Below are 23,484 nucleotides of genomic sequence, written 5' to 3'. Positions count from 1 at the left end.
TGGAGGGATGCGTGGAGGTGGTGTGCGGATGATCGCGTGTTGACATGGTCACGGGATGTAGGGGGAGATAAGGGCGGAACGTTTCAGTTGCCCCGGGGGAGGTCGCTCAGCGTTCCGCTGATGTTGACGAGTTCGTGGCAGGTCGCCGCCTGGGCTCCCGAAGCGGGAGTGCCGGGGGACTCGCAGGTTACGTTCGCCGTCACGGCCTGGTCCTCGGAGACCCGGATGGGAGTCACCCAGTGGTAGTCCTGGTTGCGGAAGGTCTCCAGAGCGATCGTGGTGATCGTCAGATCGCCCGCCTTGATGGTCAACAGCCCTTGGTCGCCTTGGAAGTTGGCCACGACGATATCCGTGATGTCCAGGACCTTGCCGTGCGGGATCGGGTAACTCCCCACGGCCGTACCGGCGTTGGCGGTCTGCACGTCGATCGTCCCGTTGATCTGCGCCGCGCCGCCGCCCCCGGGCGCGCCCGGGCCCGCGCCTCGGCCGCCCGGAGTCGGTTGTCCGGCCGCCGGCTTGCCCGCGCCGCCCGGCGTGGCGCCGGCGGAGGGGACGGCCGGTGTGCCCTCGACGGCAGGGGCGGGCGCCGGAGCGGCGGACTTCTGGGCCACGGCCTGCTCGGCGGCCTGCTTCGCGGAGCTGCGCACCGCCGGGCGCACCAGGGCGAACCAGGCCAGCAGCAGGGCGATCAGCGCCGCCAGCAGAGCGAGCAGCCACTTGGGGAACACCGGGAGTTGGACGAACTCGCCGTCCAGGACGGACGGCGGGGTCTCGGCGGGGGTGTCCCCGTCCTTCGGGGCCTCCGGGCCGGCCTTGACCTCGAAGGGCCAGGTGTGCGGCTTCCCGAACCAGATCAGCTTGCGGGCCCGCGCCTGCACCCGCACCTCACCGGCGGCGCCCGGTTCCAGGCGCAGCTTGTCGGGGGTGACGCGGAAGCGCAGGTCCTCACCGGCCTGCGCGGGGGTGAACACGACGGTGATCGGCGCGTTGCCGAGGTTGCGCACCGTGGCCCGGAAGCGGGCGCGCCGCCAGCCGCGGCGGCGGCGCGGCGCCAGGGCGGCCCGCAGCTCCCGGAAGGGCAGCACGGTGACGGTGGCCTCCGGCACGGTGGCCAGCTCCGGGTGCTCCACGGGCAGCACCCGCACGCCGAGCGGGAAGTCCCCGGCCCGCGCCTCGGGCGAGCGCGGGGGCGCCAGACGCACCGTCACCGTCTCGGACGTGCCCGGGTAGAGCGACACCCGGGCGGGCTCGACCGTCGTCCACGCGGCGCAGTCGCCGACGACCTCCAGCGTGTACGCCTCCACGATGTCGAGGTCGTTGCGCACCGTCAGGGTCGTGGTGGCGGTGCCACCGGGCGCCACTGTCAGTGCGGCCAGGGCCAGTTCGGCGGATGCGGATGCGGTCATAGCGCGACGGTAGGGCCGCCGCCCGCCCCGGCGAGAGGCCCGCGCGGGCAAGCCGCGGGCACACCCCCTTGCCCGCGCGAGCCGCGAAGACGTCCTTGGCCGCGCGAGCCGCGCAGACGTCGCAGACCCGACGGCCCCCCGCCCCAGCAGGCGGCCCACGCCACCGTCCGGCAGCCGGCCGCCACCCCACACGTCCCCTGGAGAATGGAGTAGACGAATGACGCAGACCGACACCTCCCGCGAGGAAGCCGCCATCCGGACCGCGAGCCCGCGCGTACCCGCCCAACTGCGCGGCCGGCCGGCCCAGATACGGGTGGCCGTGTACGCCGAGGACCTCATCCTGCAGACCGGTGTGGTCCAGCAGCTGCGCCAGCGCCCCGAAGTGGAACTGCTCAGCGAGGCCGAGGCGCAGGCGGGCCGGGCGGAGGTCTCCCTGCTGGTGGTCGACGCCCTCACCGAGGCCGTGACCGAGCACCTGCGGCGGCTGCGGCTCGCCACCAGCGGCCGGATCGGCCTGGTGGTGGGCCAGTTCGAGGCGGGCGGGCTGCAGACGATCGTCGAGTGCGGGGTGGCCGCGGTGCTGCGCCGCGCGGAGGCCGACCAGGACCGGCTGGTGCACCTCATCACGGCGCTCGCCGCCGGGGAGGGCGTGATGCCCGGGGACCTGCTCGGCGAACTGCTCGACCGGATCGGCACCCTCCAGCGCACCATGCTCGACGGGCGGGGTCTGACCCTGTCCACCCTGACGGCCCGGGAGGCGGACATGCTGCGGCTGGTCGCGGAGGGCTTCGACACCAGCGAGATCGCCGCCAAGACCTCCTACTCCGAACGGACCGTCAAGAACGTGCTGCACGAGATCATCACCCGCCTCGGGCTGCGCAACCGGGCGCATGCCGTGGGGTACGCGCTGCGGCGCGGCCTCATCTGAGACCAGGCCGCCCGGCCACCCGGCCACCTGGTCCGCCCGGCCCGGCCCGCCCTGCCCGATTGCCCCGGCGGGCCAGTGATCGCTTCCCCCGGCTCGGGCGCCCCGGCCCTGCCGCCGGGCGTCCGGGCCGGGGAGACTGCGGGGAGACCGCCCCTGACACCCTGTGAGGTCGAGCGTGATCCGCGCCACCGATGCCCCCCGCCCCGCCCGCTCCCTCCGGCGGCGCCCGGCCAGGGTCGTCGGCGCGGTCCTGCTCGCCCTGGCGGCGGCCCTGCCGGTCCTGGGCATCGCCGCCCCGGCGGGCCCGGCCGGGCCCGCCGTCCAGGCGGGCGCCGACCAGGACGCCGGGCGGATCGTCTTCGCCGGCACCGACCACCGGGGCCTGGCCCGCGTCACCGGGGCCGCCGACAGCGCCCCGCTGTTCGGGCCCGGCCCGGTCCACTTCGACCGGGACCCGTCCGCCCGCGGCGACGACCTGGTCTTCACCAGCCTGCGCGACAGCCCCCTCCCGCAGGTCTACCTGCGCGACGCCACCGGCTCCGTCCGCCGGCTCACCACCGGCATGGACACCGCCCACCCCGCCCTCGCCCCGGACGGCAAGGGCGTCGTCTTCGAGGCCCTCGAGCCCACCGGCCCCGGCGGCAGGCCCCAGCACGTCCTGTGGGCCGTCGAACGCGACGGCACGGGCCTGCGCCGCATCACCGACGGCACGGCCGACGAGACGCACCCGACGGTCTCCCCGGACGGCCGATGGATCGCGTACTCCTGCACGGGGGATCCGGAGCACCGCCAGATCTTCCGGCGCCCCTTCGGCGGCGGCGCGCCCGTCAAGATCACCGACGTGACCCCCGGTGACGCCGTCGACCCGGCCTGGAACCCCGTCGGCGACGAGGCGCACCGCAACGAGATCGTCTACACCTGGGACCAGGGCCCCGGCCAGGCCCGCACCCTGATGGTCACCTCGCCCACCGGCGACGGCAAGCCCTTCTTCCGCGCCACCGGCTCCACCTGGAAGACCGGCTCCGCCGCCTGGCTCGCGGACGGCACCGGCGTCCTGTTCCTGAGCGCCGACCAGCTCACCCCCGGGCCGCCGTCCACCGTGGTGAACCTCTACCGCGCGCCGACCTGCTCCTGCGAGGCGCCGCAAGTCCTCTACAGCGCCGACCGGTTGATCGCCACCCCCGCCTGGCTCGGCCCGCAGAACGGCGGCGGACCCGTCGTCGAGCAGACGAGCGCCTCCGCCGCGAACGTCGCGAACGTGGAGGACATCCGCCCCGACGGCAGCGACCCGCGCGACCTCGGCATCACCGTCCTCAAGGAGGACCCGGCCGCCGCCACCAACACCGATCCCGCCCCCGCCGCCGACCCCCTCTTCCACCCCCGCCCCGGCTTCGACCCCTGGTTCGAGCGCCAGTCCTACACCCCGGACGGCCGCCGCCTCGTCGCCACCCGCTACGAGGACGCGCCCGGCGGCGGCCGCACCGAACGGATCTGGCGCGCCGACGCCGACGGCGCCGCCCCCGAGCCGATGGCCCTCGCCGGCCGGGGCCCGCTCGACCGGGACACCGACCCCGCCCTCTCCCCGGACGGCCGTCGCGTCGTCTTCAGCCGCAGCACCCCCGGAGGCCCCGGACGCCTGCTGATCGCCGACACCTCCAACGGCGCGATCCTCACCACCGTCACCCCGCCCGCCGGGCAGGAGAACGCCTCCGACGCCGAACCCCACTGGTCCCCGGACGGGAAGCTGATCGCCTTCGCCCGTACGGCCGTCGTCGACGGAAACGCCGGCAACCTGCACATCTGGACGGTGCCCACCGACGACCCCGCCCACCAGAACGACCTCAGCCGGGCGATCTGCCCCGGCAGCTGCGCCGTCATCGACGACAGCCCCGTCTTCTCCCCGGACGGCCACCGCCTCGCCTTCAACCGCCGGGCCGGCAACGGCGGCGACAACCGCCAGGACGGCCTGGTCGTCACCTCGCCGACCGGCGGCGACTGCACCGTCGTCCTGCCCACGGGCCTCGGCCCCGGCGCCTGCACCCGGCCGCTGCCCGAGACCCCCGACACCGGGCCCTTCCAGCCCCGCGACGCCGCCTGGACGGCCGACGGCGCCCGCCTGGTGCTCACCACCCGCCGGGCCATGGCGCCCAACTCGCCCGAGCAGCTGGCCGTCTACGACCTCGGCGCCCGCACCCTCACCCCGCTGACGCAGCGGCTGCCCGGACGCCAGAAGGAGCCGTCCGTCCAGCAGTCCGTCCACCTGGCGCTCACCGCGCCCGCCCGTACGCCCGAGGTGCGCGTCGACGACGGCACCGAGGTGACCGTCACCGTCGTCAACAAGGGCCCCGCGCCCTCGCCCGGCACCGTCCTCACCGTCTCGGTGCCCACCGGCGCCCGGCTCGGGAAGCTCACCACCCCGGTGGGGCGCTGCGACGCCGGGACGCTGCGCTGCGAACTGGGCCTGCTGGGGCCGGGCCAGGAGGTCCGGATCGGCGCCACCCTGATCGGGACCGTGGCCGGGCCCCGGGAGTTCGGATGGGGCGTCACCGGGGCGGTCGTCGACCCGGACCCGGGGGAGGGCTCCGCGCGGACGGTGCTGCCCGTGATCGCCGATCCGCCGACCACGCCGCCCGCCACGACACCCCCGCCGACGACGCCCGCGCCCACGACGCCCGCGCCGCAGCCCACGACCCCCGCGACCACGCCCGCGCCCCCGCCGCCGCCCGCGCCCCTGGCGGGCCCGGGTGTGACGGTCGAGGCCCAGCCCAACCCCGGCTACGTCGGCGGCCACGTCACCGTCACCTACACCGTGCGCAACGACGGTCAGGCCCTCGCCACGGGCCTGCGCCTCACCCTCGGCCTGCCACGCGGCGTCCCCACCGAGGCCCTGCCGCCCGACTGCCGCACCGACGGCAGCTGCCGGCTCGCCGACCTGGCCCCCGGCCGCAGCCAGAGCGTCCAGGTCGTCCTCTCGCCCAAGGCCGCCCTCGACACCACCATCACCGCCGTACTCACCACCACCGGCACCGACGCCACCCCCGGCCCCCACCGCGCGAGCACCCCGCTGCGCATCCTCCAGCCCCGCATCGTCGCCGTGCCGCCCATCGGCAAGCCCGGCTTCGTGACCTCCGTACGCGGCGTCGACTTCCCGCCCGGCGTTCCCGTCACCCTCACCTGGCAGCCCGGCATCACCGCCACCGCCGCGCCCACCCGTCCCAAGGGCGACGGCACCTTCGCCGGCCAGCTCCTCATCCTCCCCAAGGACGAGACCGGCCCGCGCACCATCACGGCGAGCGGCCCCGGGTTCTCCCCGGTCACCTGCCCCTTCCTCGTCGTCGAGGGCAGCATCGGCCCGCCCGGAGAGGTGGAGCGCCGGTGATCCACGAGGTCGACGAGGCCCTGCGCCTCCTGCTCACCGAGACCGGACTGCCCGAGCGCGGCGTCGAGATCGTCTTCGACGCGCCCACCCGGGACTTCGCCGCCCGGCGCAACGCACCCACCGTCAGCGCCTTCCTCTACGGGCTGCGCGAGGACACGGGCCGCCGCCAGTCCGGCACCGTCGCCGAGCACGACGCGGACGGCCTGGTCCTCGCCCACCACGGCGCACCCCGCTGGTTCGAACTGGCCTACCTGGTCACCGTCTGGACCAACCGCGCCCAGGACGAACACCGGCTGCTGTCCGAGGTGCTGCAGTGCCTCACCGCCGTCGACGCCCTGCCCGCCCGGCTGCTCACCGGCACCCTCGCCCGGCTCGGCCTCACCGTCACCCTCGACATCGCGGGCCGGGACACGGGCCTGCCCTCGGTGCCCGACGTGTGGTCCGCGCTCGGCGGCGAACTGCGGCCCTCGATCGACCTGCGGGTCCTCGCCCCGCTGCCCGGCGCCCGCACCCCGGCGGGCCCGCCGGTCACCGAGGGGCTCGTCGCCAGGGTCTCCGACATCGCCGATACGGCCGATACGGCCGAGGCGGCCGATGGGGACGCTCCGGGGCGCCGGCTGCGCTACGACGGCGCCACCGACCCCGGCGCGGACGGCTTCGCCGCGCCCCGCGAACGCCAGCTGCCACCCGGCCGCCGCCCGCGCGGGAAGGCCCAGCGATGAGCCCCGACACGAGGCCCGACACGGGCCCCGACGCCGCGCTGTGGGAGCGGCTGCGCGAGGTCGAACGGCGGGTTCGCGAGGCCGTGCGCGAACGCCGCGCCGAGGACCCCGACCCGGACGACCCGTACCGGGGCCAGTACCTCGCCCCGGAGGCCGTCGAGCGCATCCTCGCCTCCGACGCCGCCGTCCGTACGGCCGGAGCGGCGGCCGGTGCGACGTCGGCCGCGCCGCCCCCGCCGGGCACGCGCCTCGCCCGGCTGGCCGACGCCTTCGGGCTGCTCCCCGTCGACCTCGACCTCCTGACCGTAGCCCTCGCCCCCGACCTCGACCGCCGCTTCGAGCAGCTCTACGGCTACCTCAACGACGACCTCACCAGACGCCGGCCCACCATCGGCCTGGCCCTCGCCCTCTGCGCCCTGCCGAGCGCCGGAGCCGGCCGCTTCCGCCTCTCGGCCCGGTCACCGCTCGTCGCCGGGGGCCTGCTGGAGGTGGCCGACCCCGAACGCCCGCTGCTCTCCCGCGAGTTGCGGGTACCCGACCGGGTCGCGGCGCACCTGCTCGGCGACGACGAACCGGACGCCGCGCTCGCCGGGATCGCCCACCGGGCCACCCCGGCAGGCGCCGAGAACGGGCTACCGGCGCTCAGCGGCTTCACCTACCTCCTCGACCGCTCCGGGCACGCCGCCCCGCGCGCCCTCGCCGCCCTCGCGGCGGACGGCCCGCCGCCCCTGGCCGTCGACGCCGCCGCCCTCGGCGCCCTCACCGCTCACGGCCACCGCGACCTCGTCCGGGCGCTCGCCCGCGAAGCGCGCCTCACCGGCGCCGGCGTGGTCCTCGGCCCGCTCGACCGGCTGGACCCCCAACGCCCCGAGCGCGCCGCCCTGGTGCGCGACCTCTGCGACCGACTCGACGGCCACCCGCTGATCCTGCACGGCCCCCAGACCTGGGACCCGGCCTGGGCCCACCACAGCCCCGTCACCCTCACCCTCCCGCCGCCCGACACCCGCGAACGCGCCCGGCAGTGGGCCCTCGCCCTCGCCCACGCCCTCGCCGCCGCTGGAGCCGCCGCCGGAACCGCGCCCGACGAGGAACGCACGAACGAACTGACCGAGGCCGTCGCCGCCCACCGCCTCGACCGCGAGCAGCTCGAACGCGCCGCCTCCCTCGCCGTCCGCACCGCCGCCGCCGAAGGCCGCGCGCTGCGCCCCGACGACCTGCGCGCCGCCGTCCGCGCCCAGAACGCCGCGGGCCTGGCCCGCCTCGCCCGCCGCATCGAACCCGGCGTCGGCTGGGACGACCTGGTCCTCCCCGCCCCCACCGCCGGCCGCCTGCGCGAACTCGTCCTGCGCGCCCGCCACCGCGACCAGGTGCTCGGCAGCTGGCGGATGCGCCCCGGCGGCGGGCGCGGACACGGCGTCATCGCCCTGTTCGCGGGGGAGTCCGGCACCGGCAAGACCATGTCGGCCGAGGTCGTCGCCGCCGAACTCGGCATGGAGCTCTACGTGGTGGACCTCTCCACCGTCGTCGACAAGTACGTCGGCGAGACCGAGAAGAACCTCGAACGCGTCTTCACCGAGGCCGCCCAGGTCAACGCCGTCCTCCTCTTCGACGAGGCCGACGCCCTCTTCGGCAAGCGCTCCCAGGTCAAGGACGCCCACGACCGCCACGCCAACGTCGAGACCGCCTACCTGCTCCAGCGCCTGGAGTCCTTCGACGGCATCGCCGTCCTCACCACCAACCTGCGCGCCAACCTCGACGAGGCGTTCACCCGCCGGATCGACGTCATCGCCGAGTTCCCGCTGCCCGACGAGACCCAGCGGCGCCTGCTGTGGGACCGGTGCCTCGGCCCCCACCTGCCCAGGAAGGACGACCTCGACCTGGACTTCTGCGCCCGCGCCTTCGAGCTCAGCGGCGGCTCCATCCGCGCCTGCGCCGTCTCCGCCGCCTACCTGGCCGCCGGAACGGGCGCCCCGCTGGGCATGGCGCAGCTGGTCGCCGCGATCGTCGGCGAGTACCGCAAGCTCGGGCGGCTGGTGCTGGAGAGCGAGTTCGGCCCGTGGCTCGGCGTCCTGGAGGAGGGCTGACGGGTGGTGCGCCGGACGTTGCCCTGACGGTGCCCGGTCGGGCAGTTGACCTTGCCCCCGGTCGGGGACTTCGGGACATGTCCCCGGGCCGCGCGCGGCAGCAGACTCGGGGACGAACGACCGGCCACCTGAAGGAGCGCGTATGCCGTCGTACCTCACCCCGGGCGTGTACGTGGAGGAGGTCCAGTCCGGTGCCCGGCCGATCGAGGGCGTCGGCACGGCCGTCGCCGCGTTCGTCGGCTTCGCCGAGGCGGGCCCCTTCCACGAGCCCACGCTCGTCACCAACTGGGACCAGTACGTCCAGCGGTTCGGCGGCTTCACCGAGGGCACCTACCTCGCCCACGCCGTCTACGGCTACTTCGCCAACGGCGGCGGCTCCGCGTACATCGTCCGGGTCGGCGACCCGGCCGCGCGGCAGGCGGGCACCGCCCAGGTCACCGCCCCGCCGCAGCCCGTCGCCGTCGCGGGCTTCCTGTTCGCGGCCCTGCCGGGCGCGGGCGGCGAGGTCAGCGTCGAGATCGCCGATGTCGAGGGCGAGAACGTCCCCGAGGACCGCTTCCGCGTCCTGGTACGCCGGGGCGCCGAGGTCGCCGAGACCTACGACGTGTCGACCCGGAAGAACACCAAGGGCTACGTGGTCACCCAGCTGCGGGAGTCCAAGCTCGTCGCCGTCACCGAGCAGCCCGGCACCGCGCCGAGCCGCCCCGAGCGCCAGACCCACGCGCTGCCCGCCGCGCCCGCGCCCGTCGCGACCCCCGCCGGCCGCCTGGACGCCGCCGAGTACGTCGGCGACGCCGCCGCCCGCACCGGGTTCTCCGGCCTGGAGGCGATCGACGAGATCACCATGGTCGCCGTCCCCGACCTGATGAGCGCCTACCAGCGCGGCGACCTCGACGACGAGGGCCTGCGCACCGTGCAGCTCGCCGTCATCTCGCACTGCGAGCAGATGGGCGACCGCATCGCCGTCCTCGACCCGCCGCCCGGCCTCAACGCCCAGCGGATGCGCACCTGGCGCAACGACGAGGCGGGCTACGACTCCCGCTACGCCACCGTCTACTACCCGTGGATCAAGGTCTTCGACCCGGCCGGCGGCCGCAACGTCCTCGTCCCGCCCAGCGGCCACGCCGCCGGGGTCTGGGCGCGCAACGACGCCGAGCGCGGAGTGCACAAGGCCCCCGCCAACGAGGTCATCCGGGGCGCCGTCGACCTCGAACTGCGGCTCAGCAAGGGCGAACAGGACCTGCTGAACCCCATCGGCGTCAACTGCATCCGGGCCTTCCCCGGGCGCGGCATCCGCATCTGGGGCGCGCGCACCCTCTCCTCCGACCCCGCGTGGCGCTACCTCAACGTGCGCCGGCTGTTCAACTACCTGGAGGAGTCGATCCTCCTGGGCACCCAGTGGGTCGTCTTCGAGCCCAACGACGACCGGCTCTGGTCCAGCATCCGCCGCAACATCACCGCCTTCCTCACCGAGGAGTGGCGCCGCGGGGCCCTGTTCGGCCAGACCGCCGCCGAGGCGTTCTACGTCAAGTGCGATCGCGACAACAACCCGCCGGAGTCCGTGGACCTCGGCCAGGTCGTCTGCGAGATCGGGGTCTCGCCGGTCAAGCCGGCCGAGTTCGTGGTCTTCCGGTTGTCGCAGTTCTCCGACAGCACGAGCCTCGTCGACGAGTGACCCGCAACCACCCCCTCATCCCCTCGTGAACCGGAAGGTGACACCGCGCCATGGCTGAAGGCGATCCGCTCTCCACACATATCTTCGGCGTCCAACTCGGCGGCTACAACGTCGAGTCCGTCAAGGAGATCAGCAACCTGACGGTCGAACAGGACGTCGTCGAGTACAAGCAGGTGACCCAAGAGGGCAAGCTGATCGTCCGCAAGCAGCCCGGCGCACGACTGCCCGGAGAGGTCACGATCACCCGCGGCCTCGACAAGAGCGGCGCGTTCACGGACTGGATCAAGGAGACCCTCAACAACGGGGCCATCAACACCGCGCGCCAGAACCTCACCATCGAGGTCAAGGACACCACCGGCGCCACCCTGCGGCGCATCCAGCTCACCAACGCCTGGGCCAGCCGCTGGGAGGGCCCCACCCTGAGCGCGGGCGAGTCCAGCGCGGCGACGGAGACGGTCACCATCGTCTTCGAAGAGATAAGTGTCGAATGACATCCTCCCCGCGCTGATGCGCGGGGATTCCGGCCGCGCCTGCGGCACGGGGCCTGCGCCCTGTACCGCCGGCGTTCCGGTGGGTTCCTGTTTCAACGGGCCGTGCCCGGCGTGGGATTGCCACGCCGGGTCTCACTGGCCCTCCGCAGGCGTTTAGCCTGTCCGCCTGCCCGGCGGCCAGGATGTTGCGAGCAGCGTTGAGGTCACGGTCATGAAATACACCGCACGCCCCGCAGGCCCACGCGCGGACGGCGAGGGGCTTGGGGCCGTCGCGGTGCCCGCACCGGGAGCAGAGCTGGGAGGACGGGAACGCGCGGTGCACGATGCCGATGGTCCGCCCGTAGCGGGCGGCCTTTTCTTCGAGGAGGCGCCGGAAGGTGGACCATCCGGCGTCGTGGACGGACTTGGCCAGGCGGCCGCGGCCGAGGCCGCGCACGTTCAGGTCTTCCAGGTACACCGTTTGGTTCTCGCGGATGATCCTGGTCGTCTGCTTGTGCAGCCAGTCCCTGCGGGTGTCGGCCACCTTGGCGTGCGCTCTGGCGAGCTTGATCCGGGCCTTGGCCCGGTTCTTCGACCCCTTGGCCCTGCGGGACAGTTCCCGCTGTGCGGCCTTGAGTTTCTTCTCCGCCTTGCGGAGGAAGCGTGGGTTGTCGATCACCTGGCCGTCGGAGAGGACGGCGTAGGTGGTCAGTCCGAGGTCGATGCCGATCTCGGTGTCCAGCTCGGGCAGGTGCTCGGGTTCGACGTCCACGACGAAGCTCGCGTGGTACCGGCCCGACGGGTCGAGCAGGATCGTCACCGAGGACGGATCGGCGGGCAGCGCACGCGACCACTTCACCCGCACGTCGCCGATCTTCGCCAGGTTCAGCTTCCCGTTGCCCCGGATGCGGAACCCGTTGCGGGTGAACCGAAGGCTCTGCCGGCTGTCCCGCTTCGACTTGAACCGGGGAAGCCCCACCGCAGGCCCGGCGCGCCTGCCGGACACCGAGTCGAAGAAGTTCCGGTACGCGGTGTCCAGGTCCCGCAGGGACTGGATCAGCGGATCGACACCGACCGAGGCGAGCCACGCCCGCTCGGCGGTGCGCTTCGCCGCTGTGATCACCAGCTTCTGCAAGTCGGTGATCTTCGGGTAGGGCCGTCCGTCCCTACGGGCCTGCTTCCGAACCGCCAGCGCATCGTTGTACACCACCCGCGCGCACCCGAACGTACGGGCCAGCAACTGCTGCTGACCCTCCGTCGGATAGAGCCGATAGGAGTATCTGAGGTGCACGAAATCAACGTACCGGCAGGTACTGACAATCATGCGAGGCCACCTGTACGGCGGTCTGGCGTGACGGTGAAACGCCGCCACCTGACCTGCTCCGCACGCAGTCCGTTTCAACCCCCGGCCAAAACCGGGGGTATCCACGGAGGTCCCCGATGAGGCGACGCATCGGCCTCGACGAACTGCTGGAGCGGGCACCGGCGGCGGCAGCGCCGCCGGCTGCCGCGCCCTCGCAGCCGTCGCAGGCTCAGGGGCGCTCGCCGCACACCGAGTTCGAGTTCGAGCTGCCGATCGGCTACGTCGACGACGAGGGCACCGTCCACCGCTACGGCGCGATGCGCCTGGCCACCGCGCGCGACGAGCTGATGCCGCAGATCGACCTGCGGGTGAAGGAGAACCCGGCGTACCTGAGCGTGGTGCTCCTCAGTCACGTCATCACCCGCCTCGGCGACGTCCCCGACGTCCACGCGGGCATCGTCGAGCGGATGTACGCCACGGATGTGGCGTTCCTCCAGGACCTGTACCAGCGCATCAACAGCGAAGGCCACACACGCGCCGCCGTGACCTGCCCGCACTGCGACGGCGCCTTCGAGGTCGACCTCGCCGGTGGGCGCCTGGGGGAATCGTGACGTACGCGCCTGCTCGGCTGTACGAGGAGGTCGCGTACATCGCGTACTACTTCCACTGGCAGCGCGAGGACGTCCTCGACCTGACCCACCAGGAACGCGGCCAGTGGGTGCGCGAGATCGCACGTCTCAACACGCGCGTGGCGGAGGGCGGATGAGCGGGCTCACCCGGCCCCGATGCGTCATCCACCCTAACGGCGAAGGCCGGTGAGGGAGATGGGGTTGCGGGAGTGGATGTCCCGTCGGCGGCCGGGGGCGGTCGCCGAGGGAGTCGACGGCAGTGTGCCCGGGCGCGAACGGCCGCGCCCGGCACCGGCCGCCGACGGCTGGCGCGAGGTGCGGCCGCTGACGCCGACCCTGGCCGGGGCGGCGCCGGGCGTCAGCGACGGTCTGCGGTTCCGGTCGCGGCTCGCGTCCTGGCAGGACCCGTCGCTGTCCGGGCCGCTGGGGCACGCCGTCCTGCCGTCCGCCCCGGCGGGGATCCTGCGGGCGGTGGCGCTGCCGCTGGCATCGCCCGTGTTCGCGGGCGGTGACGGACACGACCTGCCGGTGGCGACGCGGACGTTCGGCGCGGAGGAAGCGGCGGAGCCGGCGGGGCCGGGGCGGCCCGTTCAGCGATCGGTCCCGAGGCGACGCCTTCCGGTGCGGTCGGCGTCCACGCTGGCTGCGCGCCGGGCTCACCAGGCTGCCGATGCGGTGACTTCTCGCCCTGAACGGGGGAGGGAGGAACGGGCTTCGACCGAGAGTGACGTTCCTCCGGTCGCTGAACCGAACGTCCAGGCTCCGGTGAGTTCCCCGAGTGCGCCATCCCAGCGCACGAACCAGAACAGTCCCTCGCGGCCGCGATCGGTCGGCCAACCGCTGACCGTGGCCCGCCGTCCCCGAACGCTGCCCGTCCGCCCGGTGCCCGTGGTCCGGGAGCCCGGCGAAACGCCGAGCCGGGCCACCGAGGCGGCGCCGCCGGGGTCGGTGGTCGAACCCGTGCACGCTACCGGGGACGCCGTGGTGCAGCGCGCTGCTGCGCAGCCGGAGCCGGTGGTCGAACCCGCGCAGGCGATTGGCGACGCCGTGGTGCAGCGCGCCGCTGCACCGACGACCCGCCCGGTCCTCGGTGCGCCGCTGACGGCGATGCCTGCCAGCGCCTCCCCTGCGGCCGGCGGAAGCCGGAAGGCCCCTGAGGCCCCGTCGGGGGCACCGGCCCTGCCGGTCGTCCAAACGGTGCCTCAGCCCGGCCCTGCCAACACCACCGTTGATGCGGCCGACGGGCGCCACACCCGTACGGCTGCCGAGCCGAGTGGTCGTGGGCCGACGCCATTGTCGCCACGGCCCGGCACCTCTCCTGCTCCCCGGCGCATGGGTCTCGGCGCGCCGCTCGACGCGCTGCCGCCCACTGCCGGTGGCAGCGCCCCGGTGTCGAGCGGCCGTCGGCCGGTTCAGCGGCGCGTTGCGGGTCCGTCCGTCCCGCCTGCATCTCCGCTCGGGCGGCCTGACAGCGGGACCGGGACGCCGGCTGAGGCGCCCGATACCGCCAGTTCTCCTCCAGGGGAGCCGACCGACCCGCGCCCGTCGAGCGCACCGCCGTCGACCGGTGAGCGTCCGGTGGTTCCCGCGCGCTCTGTTCCCGGCAGTCGGGGCGTGCAGCGAGCCGTCGCTCTGCCAGGCCGGAGGCGTGGGCTGATCGGTGAGCGCCCGATGAAGGTCGCCCTCGCTGCGCCCCGGTCTCAGGCCGGTACGGACACCCGGGCCGCCGCCGCGCCGCCCCCCGTCCCCGTCGTCCGCCGCAGGGCGGTCGCGCCGGATGCGGTCAGCAACTCCGACCCGGAAGGCGGCGCGCAGCGCCGAGCGGCTGCTGCGCAGCGCTCGCGTGCTGCGGAAGACACCCGGTCCAGGAAGGGACGGGTGCCTTCGGCCCCGAGTCGCATCGCTTCGGTGCTCCAACGCTCGGTCCGGAAACCTTCGTCGGAGGAACGATCGGCCGGTCGGACGGCCCCTCAGGTATCCGGCCGCTCGTCAGCCGAAGCAGCCGACATCGGAGTGGCACTTCAGCGTTCGACCGAGAACCGTTCGTCCCGAGGACGATCGGTCGGTGAGCCGCCGACGTCCGGTGGGCGCTCCGGTGCCGATAGGCCGATTGCGGTCGTACAGGGGGTACGAGCCTCCGCAGCGGCGACTCAGCGCCCGACCGGGAAACGACCGTCGCAGGGACGATCGGTCGGCGGGCCGGACTCGTCCGATGGGCAGCGCGGCGGCACCGGGCGGGCTACGGCTGAGCAGGGCGCCGGGGGCCTCAGGGCGGTGTTTCGGCGTTCGGCCGGGAAACGTTCGTCAGCGGAAGGATCGGGTGGAGAGCGGGCGGCGGCTGAGCCGGGCGGAGGCGTCGTCCAGCGCGCCGCCGCCCCGGTTCCCGAGCGGCAGGCGAGTGCCTCGCCTCCGCAGGCGGCAGCCTCTGACGGCGCGCCGGTCGCCCGGCGTGCCGCCACCCCTGCGGCGGTCCGGCCGGCACGCTCAGGGGCCCTGCCGCCTCAGCAGCTCTCGGCAGCACCCCGGCACCAACCGATTTCTCCAGCAACTCAGTTCGGAGCTCCGGTCACCAACGGTGTGGTGCAACGTGCCGCCGAGGAGGCAGGGCGGGTCGGGGCGCCATTGACGGCCGTCCCGGTGCGCGTCTCGCCCCCGACCACTGGCGCTCACATGGTGCAGCGGGTGGCTGGAGAGGCGGGTTCGCCGGGGGGCGCGGCGTGGACGTCGCCCCTGCCTTCCGCCGGTCACGTGGTGCAGCGGGTGGCCGGACAGGTGGGCCTGCCCGGGCCAACAGCCGGTTCCGCGTCTCTGCCCGCCGCTGGTCAGGTGGTGCAGCGGGTCGTTGAATCGGCGGGCCTGCCCGGGGTTGCGGCGGGTACGTCGTCCCTGCCCACCGCTGGCCCCACAGCGCTGTGGGCTGCCGGCGAGACGGGCTCACCCGAAGTGACGGCGCGTACCTCACCCCTGCCGATCGTCGGCCGCACAGTGCAGCGGGTCGGTGACACCCCGGCCGCGCCCGCCGCCGCCCCGGCGCGTACCCAGAGCCCGTCGCCCGCCACCACCCGCGTGCTGCAACGTGTCGCCGAGGAGGCGGGGCTGGTCGGGGTGCCGCTGACCGCCGTCCAGACGCGCAGTTCGACCGCGACCTCGGCCTCGGCCTCGGCCTCGACCAGCGCGGCGAAGCCCGCCCCGCCGCCCCACCCCACCGAGCCCGCCGACCTCGACGAGCTCGCCCGGCGCCTGGTCGAGCCCCTCGCGCGTCTCCTCCGCACCGAGCTGCGCCGGGGCCGGGAGCGGACCGGGCGCCCGTACGACGGCCGCCGCTGAAACGCACGCCTGGGAAACGCACGCCTGGGAACCGAAGGCCCGGGAACCGAACGCCCGGGAACCGAACGCAACGGAAACGAACGGAACCGATGACCGACAACATCTTCGCCACCAGCGTGTTCTTCAGCCTCACCATCGGCGGCAACGACCTCGGCGAGTTCACCACCTGCTCCGGCCTCGGCGCCCAGGTCGAGATCGAGCAGTACGCCGAGGGCGGCAACAACGGCTTCTCCTGGCAGCTCCCCGGCCGGATCACCTGGTCGAACATCACGCTCACCCGCGCCGTCACCGCCGACACCACGAAGATCACCCGCTGGCTGAGCGAGATCGTCCGCAAGGTGGAGCCGAAGGACGGCGAGATCGTCGCCCTGCGGCCGGACCTGAGCCGGATCGTCGGCTGGCAGGTGCTCGGCATCGTCCCCGTGCGCTGGGACGGGCCGTCCTTCGACCCGTCCAACTCCCAGGCGGCCACCGAGACCCTCGAGATCGCCCACGCGGGCCTGCGCCCGTTCTAGAAGACCCCCACCGCCGGAGCGCCCAGAGAGGAGCAAGCACCACGATGTCCGCCACCGTCCCCGCGAGCGTCACCCGGGCCCAACTGACCATCATGGAACCCCCGTCCACGGTCGGCGCCCAGCCCGGCGGCGCGCTGGCGCGGCTGCGGCTGCAGTTCAACCCGGCCTCCCTGGTGCTGCGCAAGAGCACCGAGTGGCGCCGGACCCCGTCCCGGATGGCGGGCCAGTCGGCCCTGCCCGAGTTCGTCGGCAGCGGCCCGCGTTCCCTCTCCCTGGACGTGTTCCTGGACGCGACGGCGACGCACGACAACTCCGTGGAGCGCGCCGTCGAGCAGCTGATGACGGCCTGTGTGCCCACGCCCACCAGCCTGGCGCGCAAGACCCCCGCCAGCCCGTGGATCCGCCTCGACTGGGGCACCTCGACCACGACCTCCTTCAACGGCGTGCTGTCGAGCCTGTCCGTCACCTACTCGCTCTTCGACGTGGACGGCAACCCGCTGCGCGCGACCTGCTCGCTCAGCATCGACGAGGCCAGCGTCGACCCGGCCGGCCAGAACCCGACCTCCGGTTCGCCGGAGGCCCGCAGCACCCACCGGGTGATCGCGGGCGACAGCCTGCCGCTGCTCGCCTGGCGCGCGTACGGGGACGCGACGGCCTGGCGGACCATCGCGGAGGCCAACGACATCGACGACCCGATGGTGCTCGCCCCCGGCGCGGAGCTGATCGTGCCGGGCATCGACGAACTGACCCGGGGAGGGCGACGGTGACGACCCCCGAGGCCCGGGGCGGCCGGGCGTTCGCCGCCGACCCGGTGGTCGAGGCGCCGGGCCCGCTGCCGCCGGTCTGGGCGACCCAGCTGGTGTCCTGCGACATCGAGGAGAGCGTGGGGCTGCCCGACACGGCGGTGCTGTCCTTCCGCGACGCCGACCACACCTTCCTGACCGCGACCGGGATCACCATCGGCACCCGGCTGAGCGTCTCCGTGGTGACCGTCCAGGGCAACACCCGGGTGCGGCTGTTCACCGGCGAGGTGACGGCGCTGGAGCTGGAGGTCGACGGGACCGGCTCGTACACCGTGGTGCGGGCCTCGGCGGTGTCGCACCGCCTGATGCGCGGGCGCCGGGTGAAGGCGTTCCGCAACATGACGACCGCCGACATCGTCCGCGAGGTCGCGGCGGGCGCGGGCCTGGCGTGCGGGAAGGTGGACTCGTTCCCGGTCGTCCACCAGCAGCTCTCCCAGGCGAACGTCCCGGACTGGGAGTTCCTGTCCTTCCTGGCGCAGGAGAGCGGCGCGCAGGTGCGGGTGGACGACGACGGGCGGCTGGAGTTCGTCCGTCCCGATCCCGCCTCGGGCGCGCCCGCGCCGTCCACGCCCTCGCCGCAGAGCCCGCTGGTGCTGGAGTACGGCCGCAACCTGGTGGAGCTGCGCGGGGTGCTGACGGGCACCGCCGGGGCGGACACCGTCGAGGCGCGGGGCTGGAACGTCACCACCAAGAGCGCCCTCGTCGCCACCGAGCCGTCGGTGACCTCCCGGACGGTGCAGCCGGGCATGAGCCCCTCCGTCGCGGCCTCCGCCTTTCCCGGCCAGGCGCGGCTGACGGTCGCCGACACCCCGTACCGCACCCAGGCGGAGACCGCCGCCGTCGCCCGCTCGCTGGCCGCCTCCGTGGCCGCCGGGTTCGGCGAGCTGGAGGCGGTCGTCGAGGGCAACCCGAGGCTGCGCGCGGGCACCGCCGTCGCCCTGGGCAACGTCGGCGCCGCCTTCTCCGGCCGCTACACCGCCACCGGGGTGCGCCACCTCCTCGAACCGTACCGGGGCTACCGCACCACCGTGGTGGTCAGCGCCGCGCCCGACCGCTCGCTGACCGGGCTGGTCACCGGCGGCAATGCGCCGCCGCGCGGGCCCCGGATGCCGGGGCTGGCCGTCGCCGTGGTCACCGACGTCCGGGAGCCGGGGGACGGGCAGCGCGGCTGGGTGCGGCTCAGGTTCCCGTGGCTGGACGACGCGTACGTCTCCGACTGGGTGCGCACCGTCCAGTGGGGCGGCACCGGGGGCGGCGGGGTGATCACCCCGGAGGTCAACGACGAGGTGCTGGTCGGCTTCGAGCAGGGCGACCTGGACAGCCCGTACGTCCTGGGCGGCCTCTACAACGGCGTGGACCGGCCCTCCCCGCACGAGGTTCCACTGGTCGACGCCGCCTCCGGAACCGTCAACCGCCGTTCCGTGGTGTCCCGTTCGGGCCACCGGCTGGAGCTGCTCGACGTCCCGGCCGGGGCGTCCGGGGTCCGGCTGGCGAGCGGCGACGGGAAGCTGGAGGTCAAGCTGGACCAGCGCGCCGGGGAGATCGTCCTGACCGTCCACGGCCTCGGCGCCGCCGGTGGCAGCACCGTGCGCCTGTCCTCCTCCGGCATCACCCTCGACGCGGGCACCGGCGAGGTGAACGTGCGCGGCGGCTCCGTCACCGTGCGCGGCACGGAGGCCGTCACCCTCGAAGGCGGAGCCGAAGCCGTCCTCAAGGCCGCCATCGTCCGCATCAACTGACATCACGTCGACGCCTACCTCACCTCTGGAACGGAGAACCGCACATGCCCCCCGCAGCCCGGACCGGCGACCCCACCGACCACGGCGGCGCCCTCACCACCCCGCCGCCGGGCGCCGCCCTCAAGGTGGCGACGGTGCTGATCGGCGGCCGCCCCGCCGCCGTGGTCGGCACCCTGCACGCCTGCGTCCCGCACGTCGAACTCGGGCCCACCAACCTCGTCGAACCCCAACTCGGCGGAATGACCGGCGGGTTGGTGCTCATCGGCGGCCTGCCGGCGGCCAGGGTGGGCGACAAGACCGTCTGCGGCGCCACCATCATCACGGGCGCGTTCAACGTGCTGATCGGAGGAGCGATATGACGACCGGCGGATTCATCGGCCGGGGCTGGGCGTTCCCCCTGCGGGTCAACGCCACCGGCGGCATCGGCATGGTGGAGCGTGACCGGGAGATCGCCGAGGCCATCCGGCTGATCCTCGGCACCGCCCCCGGCGAGCGGCCCATGAGGCCGGAGTTCGGCTGCGGCATCCACGAGTACGTCTTCGCCCCCGGCGACGGCACCACCGCCGGGCGGATCGCGCGCGAGGTGCGCCTCGCCCTGGAGCGCTGGGAGCCCCGGATCGAGCTGGACGACGTGGTGATCGCCTTCGACGGCGTCGACGAGGGCACGCTCTACATCGATCTCCACTACACCGTTCGTTCCACGAACGACCGTCGCAACCTCGTCTTCCCCTTCTACACGATCCCCGAGCACCCCTCCGGAGCCGAGCCGGTCCCGGCGACGGCGGAAGGCGGCACGCACTGATGGCCCTGCCCTCCCCGAACCTGGACGACCGCCGCTTCCAGCAGCTCGTCGACGAGGCCAAGCGCTACGTCCAGCAGCGCGCCCCCGAGTGGACCGACCACAACGTCTCCGACCCCGGCGTCACCCTCATCGAGACCTTCGCCTACCTGGTCGACCAGCTCCTCTACCGCCTCAACCGCGTCCCGGAGAAGAACTACGCGGCCTTCCTCGACCTCCTCGGCGTGCGCCTCTTCCCGCCCGCCGCCGCCCGCGCCGAGGTCGACTTCTGGCTCTCCGCGCCCCAGTCCGAAACCGTCCTGCTGCGCGCCGGCACCGAGGTCTCCACCCTGCGCACCGAGACCGACGAGGCCGTGGTCTTCGCCACCGCCGAGGACCTGCCCGTCGTCCCCAGCACGCTGGAGCGGCTGATCACCGTCTCCGCCACCGGCGAGCAGAGCGACCGCACCGCCCGACTGGCCGACGGCGCCGACGTGCCCTGCTTCCAGCCGCGCCCGCAGGCCGGGGACGCCATGCTCCTCGCCCTTCCGGCGGCCGTCCCGCGCTGCATCCTGACCGTCCGCCTGGACAGCCGCGTCGAGGGCGTCGGCGTCGACCCCCGCCAGCCCCCGCTGGCCTGGGAGGCGTGGGACGGCGCCCGCTGGCTGCCCTGCGAGACCGGCACCGACACCACCGGCGGCCTCAACCGGCCCGGCGAGGTCGTGGTGTTCGTCCCCGCCGGGCACACCGCCTCCGTGGTCTCCGGCCGCCGCGCCGGCTGGCTGCGCTGCCGCGTCACCGAACCGCGCCAAGGCCAGCCGTTCTACTCCGAGTCCCCGACCATCCGCAGCGCCGAGGTCTTCACCGTCGGCGGCACCGCGACCGCCGCCCACGCCCAGACCGTCACCGACGCGCAGCTCGGCGCCTCCGAGGGCGTCGCCGGCCAGCGCTACCGCCTCGCCCGCCCGCCCGTCCTCCTCGACGCCGGGCCGCCGGTCCTCGAGGTCGCGGCCGGCGACGGCTGGGAACGCTGGACGGTCGTCGAGCACTTCGGCGACTCCTCGCCCACCGACCGGCACGTGGTCCTCGACGCCACCACCGGCGAGTTCCACCTCCCGCCCGCCGTCCGCGAACCGGACGGCACCCTGCGCGCCTTCGGCGCCGTCCCGCCCAAGGGCGCCCGGCTGCGCGTGCCGCAGTACCGCACCGGCGGCGGAACGGCGGGCAACGTCGCGCGCGGCACGATCACCGTGCTGCGCAGCTCCGTCCCGTACATCGCCCGGGTCGACAACCGCGAGGCGGCCAGGGGAGGGGTGGACGGCGAGAGCGTCGACAACGCCAAGCAGCGCGCCCCGCACCAACTGCGCCTCCAGGAGCGCGCCGTGACCGCCGGGGACTACGAGCTGATCGCCCGCCAGGCCGCACCCTCCGCCGCCCGGATCAGCTGCGTGCCCGCCGCCCCCGGCGAGCCGGGCGCCGTGCGCGTGCTGGTCGTGCCCGAGGCCGTCGCGGACGACGGCGACCGGCTGCGCTTCGAGCAGCTGATCCCCGACGAGCAGGTGCTCGCCGCTGTGGCCACCGCCCTCGACGAACGGCGGCTGATCGGCACCCGCCTGCTCGTCCAGCCGCCCGCCTACCAGGGCGTGACGGTCGTCGCCCGGCTCACCACCCGCTCCCCGGACCCGGACCGCGTCCGGGAGGCGGCCCTGGCCGCGCTCTACCGCCACCTCAACCCGCTGCGCGGCGGCGCGGACGGCACGGGCTGGCCGTTCGGACGGGCGGTGCGGTACGGCGAGGTGTTCGCCGTCCTCCAGCGGGTGGCCGCCGTCGCGGGCGTCGAGGAGCTGCGGCTCTTCCCCGCCGACCCGATCACCGGCCGCCGGGGCGCCCCCGCCGAACGCATCGACGTCCCCCCGGACGCCCTCGCCTTCTCCCACCAGCACCAGGTGATCGTCACCACGGCCGAGGACGGTGGAGCATGACGCGTGCGGCCGTACCGGGGCTGCCCAGCCCGCACCCGATCGGCGACCTGCTGCCCGCCCTCTTCGCCGAGGACGACTTCGCCCAGCGCTTCACCGCGGGCCTGGACACCGTCCTCGCCCCCGTCTTCTCCACCCTCGACAACCTGCCCGCCTACCTCCAACCCCGCCTCGCGCCACCGGACTTCCTCGACTGGCTGGCCTCCTGGGTCGCTGTCGAGACCGATCCGGCCTGGCCCCTGGAGGTGCGCCGCGCCGTCGTCGGCCGCGCCGTCGAACTGCACCGCTGGCGCGGCACCCGCCGCGGGCTGGCCGAACGGCTGCGACTGGTGCTGGGCGCCGGTGCCGAGATCGTGGACGGGGGAGGGGCCGGCTGGTCCACCACGGCCGGAGCCGCCCTGCCGCCCGCGCCGAACGGCGAACTGCTCGTCCGGGCCTGGCCCCTGCGCGGCGCGGCCCTGGACGAGGACCAGGTGCTCGCCGTCGTCAGGGCCGGCTGCCCGGTCCACCTGACCTGCCGGGTGGAGATCCTGCCCGGCCCGCCCGGCCCGCCCGGCCTGCCCGGCCCGCCCGGCCCGCCCGGCCCGCCCGGTCTGCCCGGCCTGCCCGGACTGCCCGGCCTGCCCGGCCGAACGGAGGGATGACGGATGCCGGTGTGCCCGGAGTGCGGAACGACCAACGCGCAGGGGGACGACTTCTGCGGCAACTGCGGCGCCTACCTCGCCTGGTCGAGCGCCGACAGCCCGGCGGCGCCCAGGGCGACGCCCGCCGAGCCCGTACGGGAGGAGCCCGTACGCGAGGAGCCGGCCCGGGAGACGGTCGCGCCGCCGAAGCCCGCAGAGCCTGCGACGCGACCCGAGCTCGTGCAGCCCGTCCGACCGCCCGAGGCTCTCGAACCCACGGCCCCGGAACCCAAGGCCCCCGCCCCCCGGACGCCCGCCCCCGCCGAGCCCGAACCCGAACCCGACCCCGTCGCCGTCCAGCCCGCCAAGCCCCTCCCGCCTCGCCCCGTCGTCCGCGCCACCGGCCCCGACGACACCCAGGACGGCCCGCCCTGCCCCAGGTGCGGCACCCCCAACCTGCCCGAGCGCCGCTTCTGCCGCCGCTGCGCCGCCCCACTGACCGTCACCGCCCCGCCGCCGGCCCTGCCCTGGTGGCGCACCCGCTGGCCGTTCCGCCGCCGGGTGCGCATCGGCGGCTCGGGCACCGCGCTGCGCCGTACGATCGCGCTGCTGGTGCTGGCGGCCCTGGTGGTCGCGGGCGTGCTGCTCTACCCGGCCGGGGAGCGCGCGTTCCAGGACGTGCTGGACAAGATGGGCGGCACCGCGCCCGTCGCCCCCTCCGCCACCACGGCGAGCGCCGCCGCCGAGGGCCACCCCGCCACGGCCGCCGACGACGGCGTGAGCAACACCTTCTGGGGAGCCCCCGCGGTCGGGGACTCCCTCACCTTCTCCTTCCGCACCCCGTTCCGCCTGGTGGACCTGATCGTCCACACCGGCCCCTCCCCGGTTCCGGAGCAGTTCCGTCAGCAGGCCCGCCCGATCGTCCTGACCCTGGAGGTCACGGACAAGGACGGCGGGACGGACCGCCGGCAGGTCACGCTGGAGGACCGCCCGGGCCCGCAGACGGTGGCCACCGGGATCAGCGACGTGGTCCAGGTGAAACTCACCGTCCGCGAGGCGGCCGGTACGGGCCCCGGCCGCAGCATCGCCCTGGCCGAGGTGGAGTTCTTCAAACGGACGTAGGC

General features: G+C 74.6%; 19 protein-coding genes. 17 read left to right on the top strand and 2 right to left on the bottom strand.

Translation table 11 applies throughout. The features are described 5' to 3' along the window. Positions 1-83: 83 nt before the first annotated feature. Positions 84-1,406, bottom strand: a complete 1,323-nt coding sequence (locus ACIBCA_RS00690) for a hydrolytic protein (protein WP_396280570.1) — start codon at positions 1,404-1,406, stop codon at positions 84-86. Positions 1,407-1,623: 217 nt separating this feature from the next. Here ACIBCA_RS00690 and ACIBCA_RS00685 point away from each other — a divergent pair, with 217 nt between their 5' ends. The 6 genes from ACIBCA_RS00685 to ACIBCA_RS00660 all read left to right on the top strand — a co-directional run bounded on the left by ACIBCA_RS00685 (position 1,624) and on the right by ACIBCA_RS00660 (position 10,685). Next, a complete protein-coding gene (locus ACIBCA_RS00685; protein ID WP_396280569.1) occupies positions 1,624-2,334 on the top strand; it encodes a LuxR C-terminal-related transcriptional regulator in 711 nt (236 codons plus the stop codon). A gap of 175 nt (positions 2,335-2,509) precedes the next feature. Next, positions 2,510-5,713 (top strand): hypothetical protein, encoded by a 3,204-nt coding sequence (locus tag ACIBCA_RS00680; RefSeq protein WP_396280568.1) that lies wholly within the window; start codon positions 2,510-2,512, stop codon positions 5,711-5,713. After that, entirely contained in the window at positions 5,710-6,435 is a 726-nt protein-coding gene (locus ACIBCA_RS00675; RefSeq protein ID WP_396280567.1) for a DUF4255 domain-containing protein, read from the top strand. The genes ACIBCA_RS00680 and ACIBCA_RS00675 overlap by 4 nt, the downstream gene beginning before the upstream one ends. Then, the gene (locus ACIBCA_RS00670) at positions 6,432-8,519 is read left to right on the top strand and encodes an AAA family ATPase (protein ID WP_396280566.1); all 2,088 of its coding nucleotides are present in this window, start codon (positions 6,432-6,434) and stop codon (positions 8,517-8,519) included. Before ACIBCA_RS00675 ends, ACIBCA_RS00670 begins: the two co-directional genes overlap by 4 nt. Positions 8,520-8,661: 142 nt before the next feature. After that, the gene (locus ACIBCA_RS00665) at positions 8,662-10,194 is read left to right on the top strand and encodes a phage tail sheath family protein (RefSeq protein ID WP_396280565.1); all 1,533 of its coding nucleotides are present in this window, start codon (positions 8,662-8,664) and stop codon (positions 10,192-10,194) included. Positions 10,195-10,244: 50 nt separating this feature from the next. Beyond that, positions 10,245-10,685 carry a phage tail protein gene (locus ACIBCA_RS00660; RefSeq protein WP_030290301.1) on the top strand — a complete coding sequence of 147 codons (441 nt, stop codon included), beginning with the start codon at positions 10,245-10,247 and terminating at the stop codon, positions 10,683-10,685. Here ACIBCA_RS00660 and ACIBCA_RS00655 read toward each other — a convergent pair. After that, positions 10,651-11,955, bottom strand: coding sequence for an RNA-guided endonuclease InsQ/TnpB family protein (locus ACIBCA_RS00655; RefSeq protein WP_396281213.1), 1,305 nt, complete (start codon positions 11,953-11,955; stop codon positions 10,651-10,653). The genes ACIBCA_RS00660 and ACIBCA_RS00655 overlap by 35 nt on opposite strands. 149 nt (positions 11,956-12,104) lie before the next feature. Between ACIBCA_RS00655 and ACIBCA_RS00650 the strand changes: the two genes are divergently transcribed. From ACIBCA_RS00650 to ACIBCA_RS00600, 11 genes are all read left to right on the top strand, one after another. Continuing rightward, the gene (locus ACIBCA_RS00650; protein ID WP_396280564.1) at positions 12,105-12,578 is read left to right on the top strand and encodes a hypothetical protein; all 474 of its coding nucleotides are present in this window, start codon (positions 12,105-12,107) and stop codon (positions 12,576-12,578) included. Beyond that, the gene (locus ACIBCA_RS00645; protein ID WP_396280563.1) at positions 12,575-12,733 is read left to right on the top strand and encodes a DUF6760 family protein; all 159 of its coding nucleotides are present in this window, start codon (positions 12,575-12,577) and stop codon (positions 12,731-12,733) included. Before ACIBCA_RS00650 ends, ACIBCA_RS00645 begins: the two co-directional genes overlap by 4 nt. 2,806 nt (positions 12,734-15,539) lie before the next feature. Beyond that, a complete protein-coding gene (locus ACIBCA_RS00640) occupies positions 15,540-15,923 on the top strand; it encodes a hypothetical protein (RefSeq protein ID WP_396280562.1) in 384 nt (127 codons plus the stop codon). Positions 15,924-16,012: 89 nt separating this feature from the next. Beyond that, positions 16,013-16,438 (top strand): phage tail protein, encoded by a 426-nt coding sequence (locus ACIBCA_RS00635; protein ID WP_396280561.1) that lies wholly within the window; start codon positions 16,013-16,015, stop codon positions 16,436-16,438. Between the two features lie 44 nt (positions 16,439-16,482). Further along, complete coding sequence (locus ACIBCA_RS00630; protein WP_396280560.1) at positions 16,483-17,205, top strand: LysM peptidoglycan-binding domain-containing protein; 723 nt, start codon at positions 16,483-16,485, stop codon at positions 17,203-17,205. Further along, positions 17,202-18,980 (top strand): VgrG-related protein, encoded by a 1,779-nt coding sequence (locus ACIBCA_RS00625; RefSeq protein WP_396280559.1) that lies wholly within the window; start codon positions 17,202-17,204, stop codon positions 18,978-18,980. The genes ACIBCA_RS00630 and ACIBCA_RS00625 overlap by 4 nt, the downstream gene beginning before the upstream one ends. Positions 18,981-19,024: 44 nt before the next feature. Continuing rightward, on the top strand, positions 19,025-19,339 hold the full coding sequence (locus ACIBCA_RS00620) for a PAAR domain-containing protein (protein WP_396280558.1): 315 nt from the start codon (positions 19,025-19,027) through the stop codon (positions 19,337-19,339). Beyond that, positions 19,336-19,782, top strand: a complete 447-nt coding sequence (locus tag ACIBCA_RS00615) for a GPW/gp25 family protein (RefSeq protein ID WP_396280557.1) — start codon at positions 19,336-19,338, stop codon at positions 19,780-19,782. The genes ACIBCA_RS00620 and ACIBCA_RS00615 overlap by 4 nt, the downstream gene beginning before the upstream one ends. Further along, positions 19,782-21,740 (top strand): putative baseplate assembly protein, encoded by a 1,959-nt coding sequence (locus ACIBCA_RS00610; RefSeq protein ID WP_396280556.1) that lies wholly within the window; start codon positions 19,782-19,784, stop codon positions 21,738-21,740. Before ACIBCA_RS00615 ends, ACIBCA_RS00610 begins: the two co-directional genes overlap by 1 nt. Further along, positions 21,737-22,381 (top strand): phage tail protein, encoded by a 645-nt coding sequence (locus ACIBCA_RS00605; RefSeq protein WP_396280555.1) that lies wholly within the window; start codon positions 21,737-21,739, stop codon positions 22,379-22,381. Before ACIBCA_RS00610 ends, ACIBCA_RS00605 begins: the two co-directional genes overlap by 4 nt. 3 nt (positions 22,382-22,384) lie before the next feature. Then, positions 22,385-23,482, top strand: a complete 1,098-nt coding sequence (locus ACIBCA_RS00600) for an NADase-type glycan-binding domain-containing protein (protein WP_396280554.1) — start codon at positions 22,385-22,387, stop codon at positions 23,480-23,482. Positions 23,483-23,484: the final 2 nt, after the last annotated feature.

The organism is Kitasatospora sp. NPDC051170, assembly GCF_044455705.1.
GTDB lineage: Bacteria > Actinomycetota > Actinomycetes > Streptomycetales > Streptomycetaceae > Kitasatospora.
The sequence above is the reverse complement of the archived record's forward strand: the minus strand, read 5'-3'. Positions and strand labels throughout refer to the sequence as shown.

Coding starts and splice junctions, on each gene's coding strand:
- ACIBCA_RS00690 (WP_396280570.1), bottom strand. CDS start 1,406: ATGACCGCATCCGCATCCGCCGAACTGGCCCTGGCCGCACTGACAGTG.
- ACIBCA_RS00685 (WP_396280569.1), top strand. CDS start 1,624: ATGACGCAGACCGACACCTCCCGCGAGGAAGCCGCCATCCGGACCGCG.
- ACIBCA_RS00670 (WP_396280566.1), top strand. CDS start 6,432: ATGAGCCCCGACACGAGGCCCGACACGGGCCCCGACGCCGCGCTGTGG.
- ACIBCA_RS00665 (WP_396280565.1), top strand. CDS start 8,662: ATGCCGTCGTACCTCACCCCGGGCGTGTACGTGGAGGAGGTCCAGTCC.
- ACIBCA_RS00660 (WP_030290301.1), top strand. CDS start 10,245: ATGGCTGAAGGCGATCCGCTCTCCACACATATCTTCGGCGTCCAACTC.
- ACIBCA_RS00650 (WP_396280564.1), top strand. CDS start 12,105: ATGAGGCGACGCATCGGCCTCGACGAACTGCTGGAGCGGGCACCGGCG.
- ACIBCA_RS00635 (WP_396280561.1), top strand. CDS start 16,013: ATGACCGACAACATCTTCGCCACCAGCGTGTTCTTCAGCCTCACCATC.
- ACIBCA_RS00630 (WP_396280560.1), top strand. CDS start 16,483: ATGTCCGCCACCGTCCCCGCGAGCGTCACCCGGGCCCAACTGACCATC.
- ACIBCA_RS00620 (WP_396280558.1), top strand. CDS start 19,025: ATGCCCCCCGCAGCCCGGACCGGCGACCCCACCGACCACGGCGGCGCC.
- ACIBCA_RS00615 (WP_396280557.1), top strand. CDS start 19,336: ATGACGACCGGCGGATTCATCGGCCGGGGCTGGGCGTTCCCCCTGCGG.
- ACIBCA_RS00610 (WP_396280556.1), top strand. CDS start 19,782: ATGGCCCTGCCCTCCCCGAACCTGGACGACCGCCGCTTCCAGCAGCTC.
- ACIBCA_RS00605 (WP_396280555.1), top strand. CDS start 21,737: ATGACGCGTGCGGCCGTACCGGGGCTGCCCAGCCCGCACCCGATCGGC.
- ACIBCA_RS00600 (WP_396280554.1), top strand. CDS start 22,385: ATGCCGGTGTGCCCGGAGTGCGGAACGACCAACGCGCAGGGGGACGAC.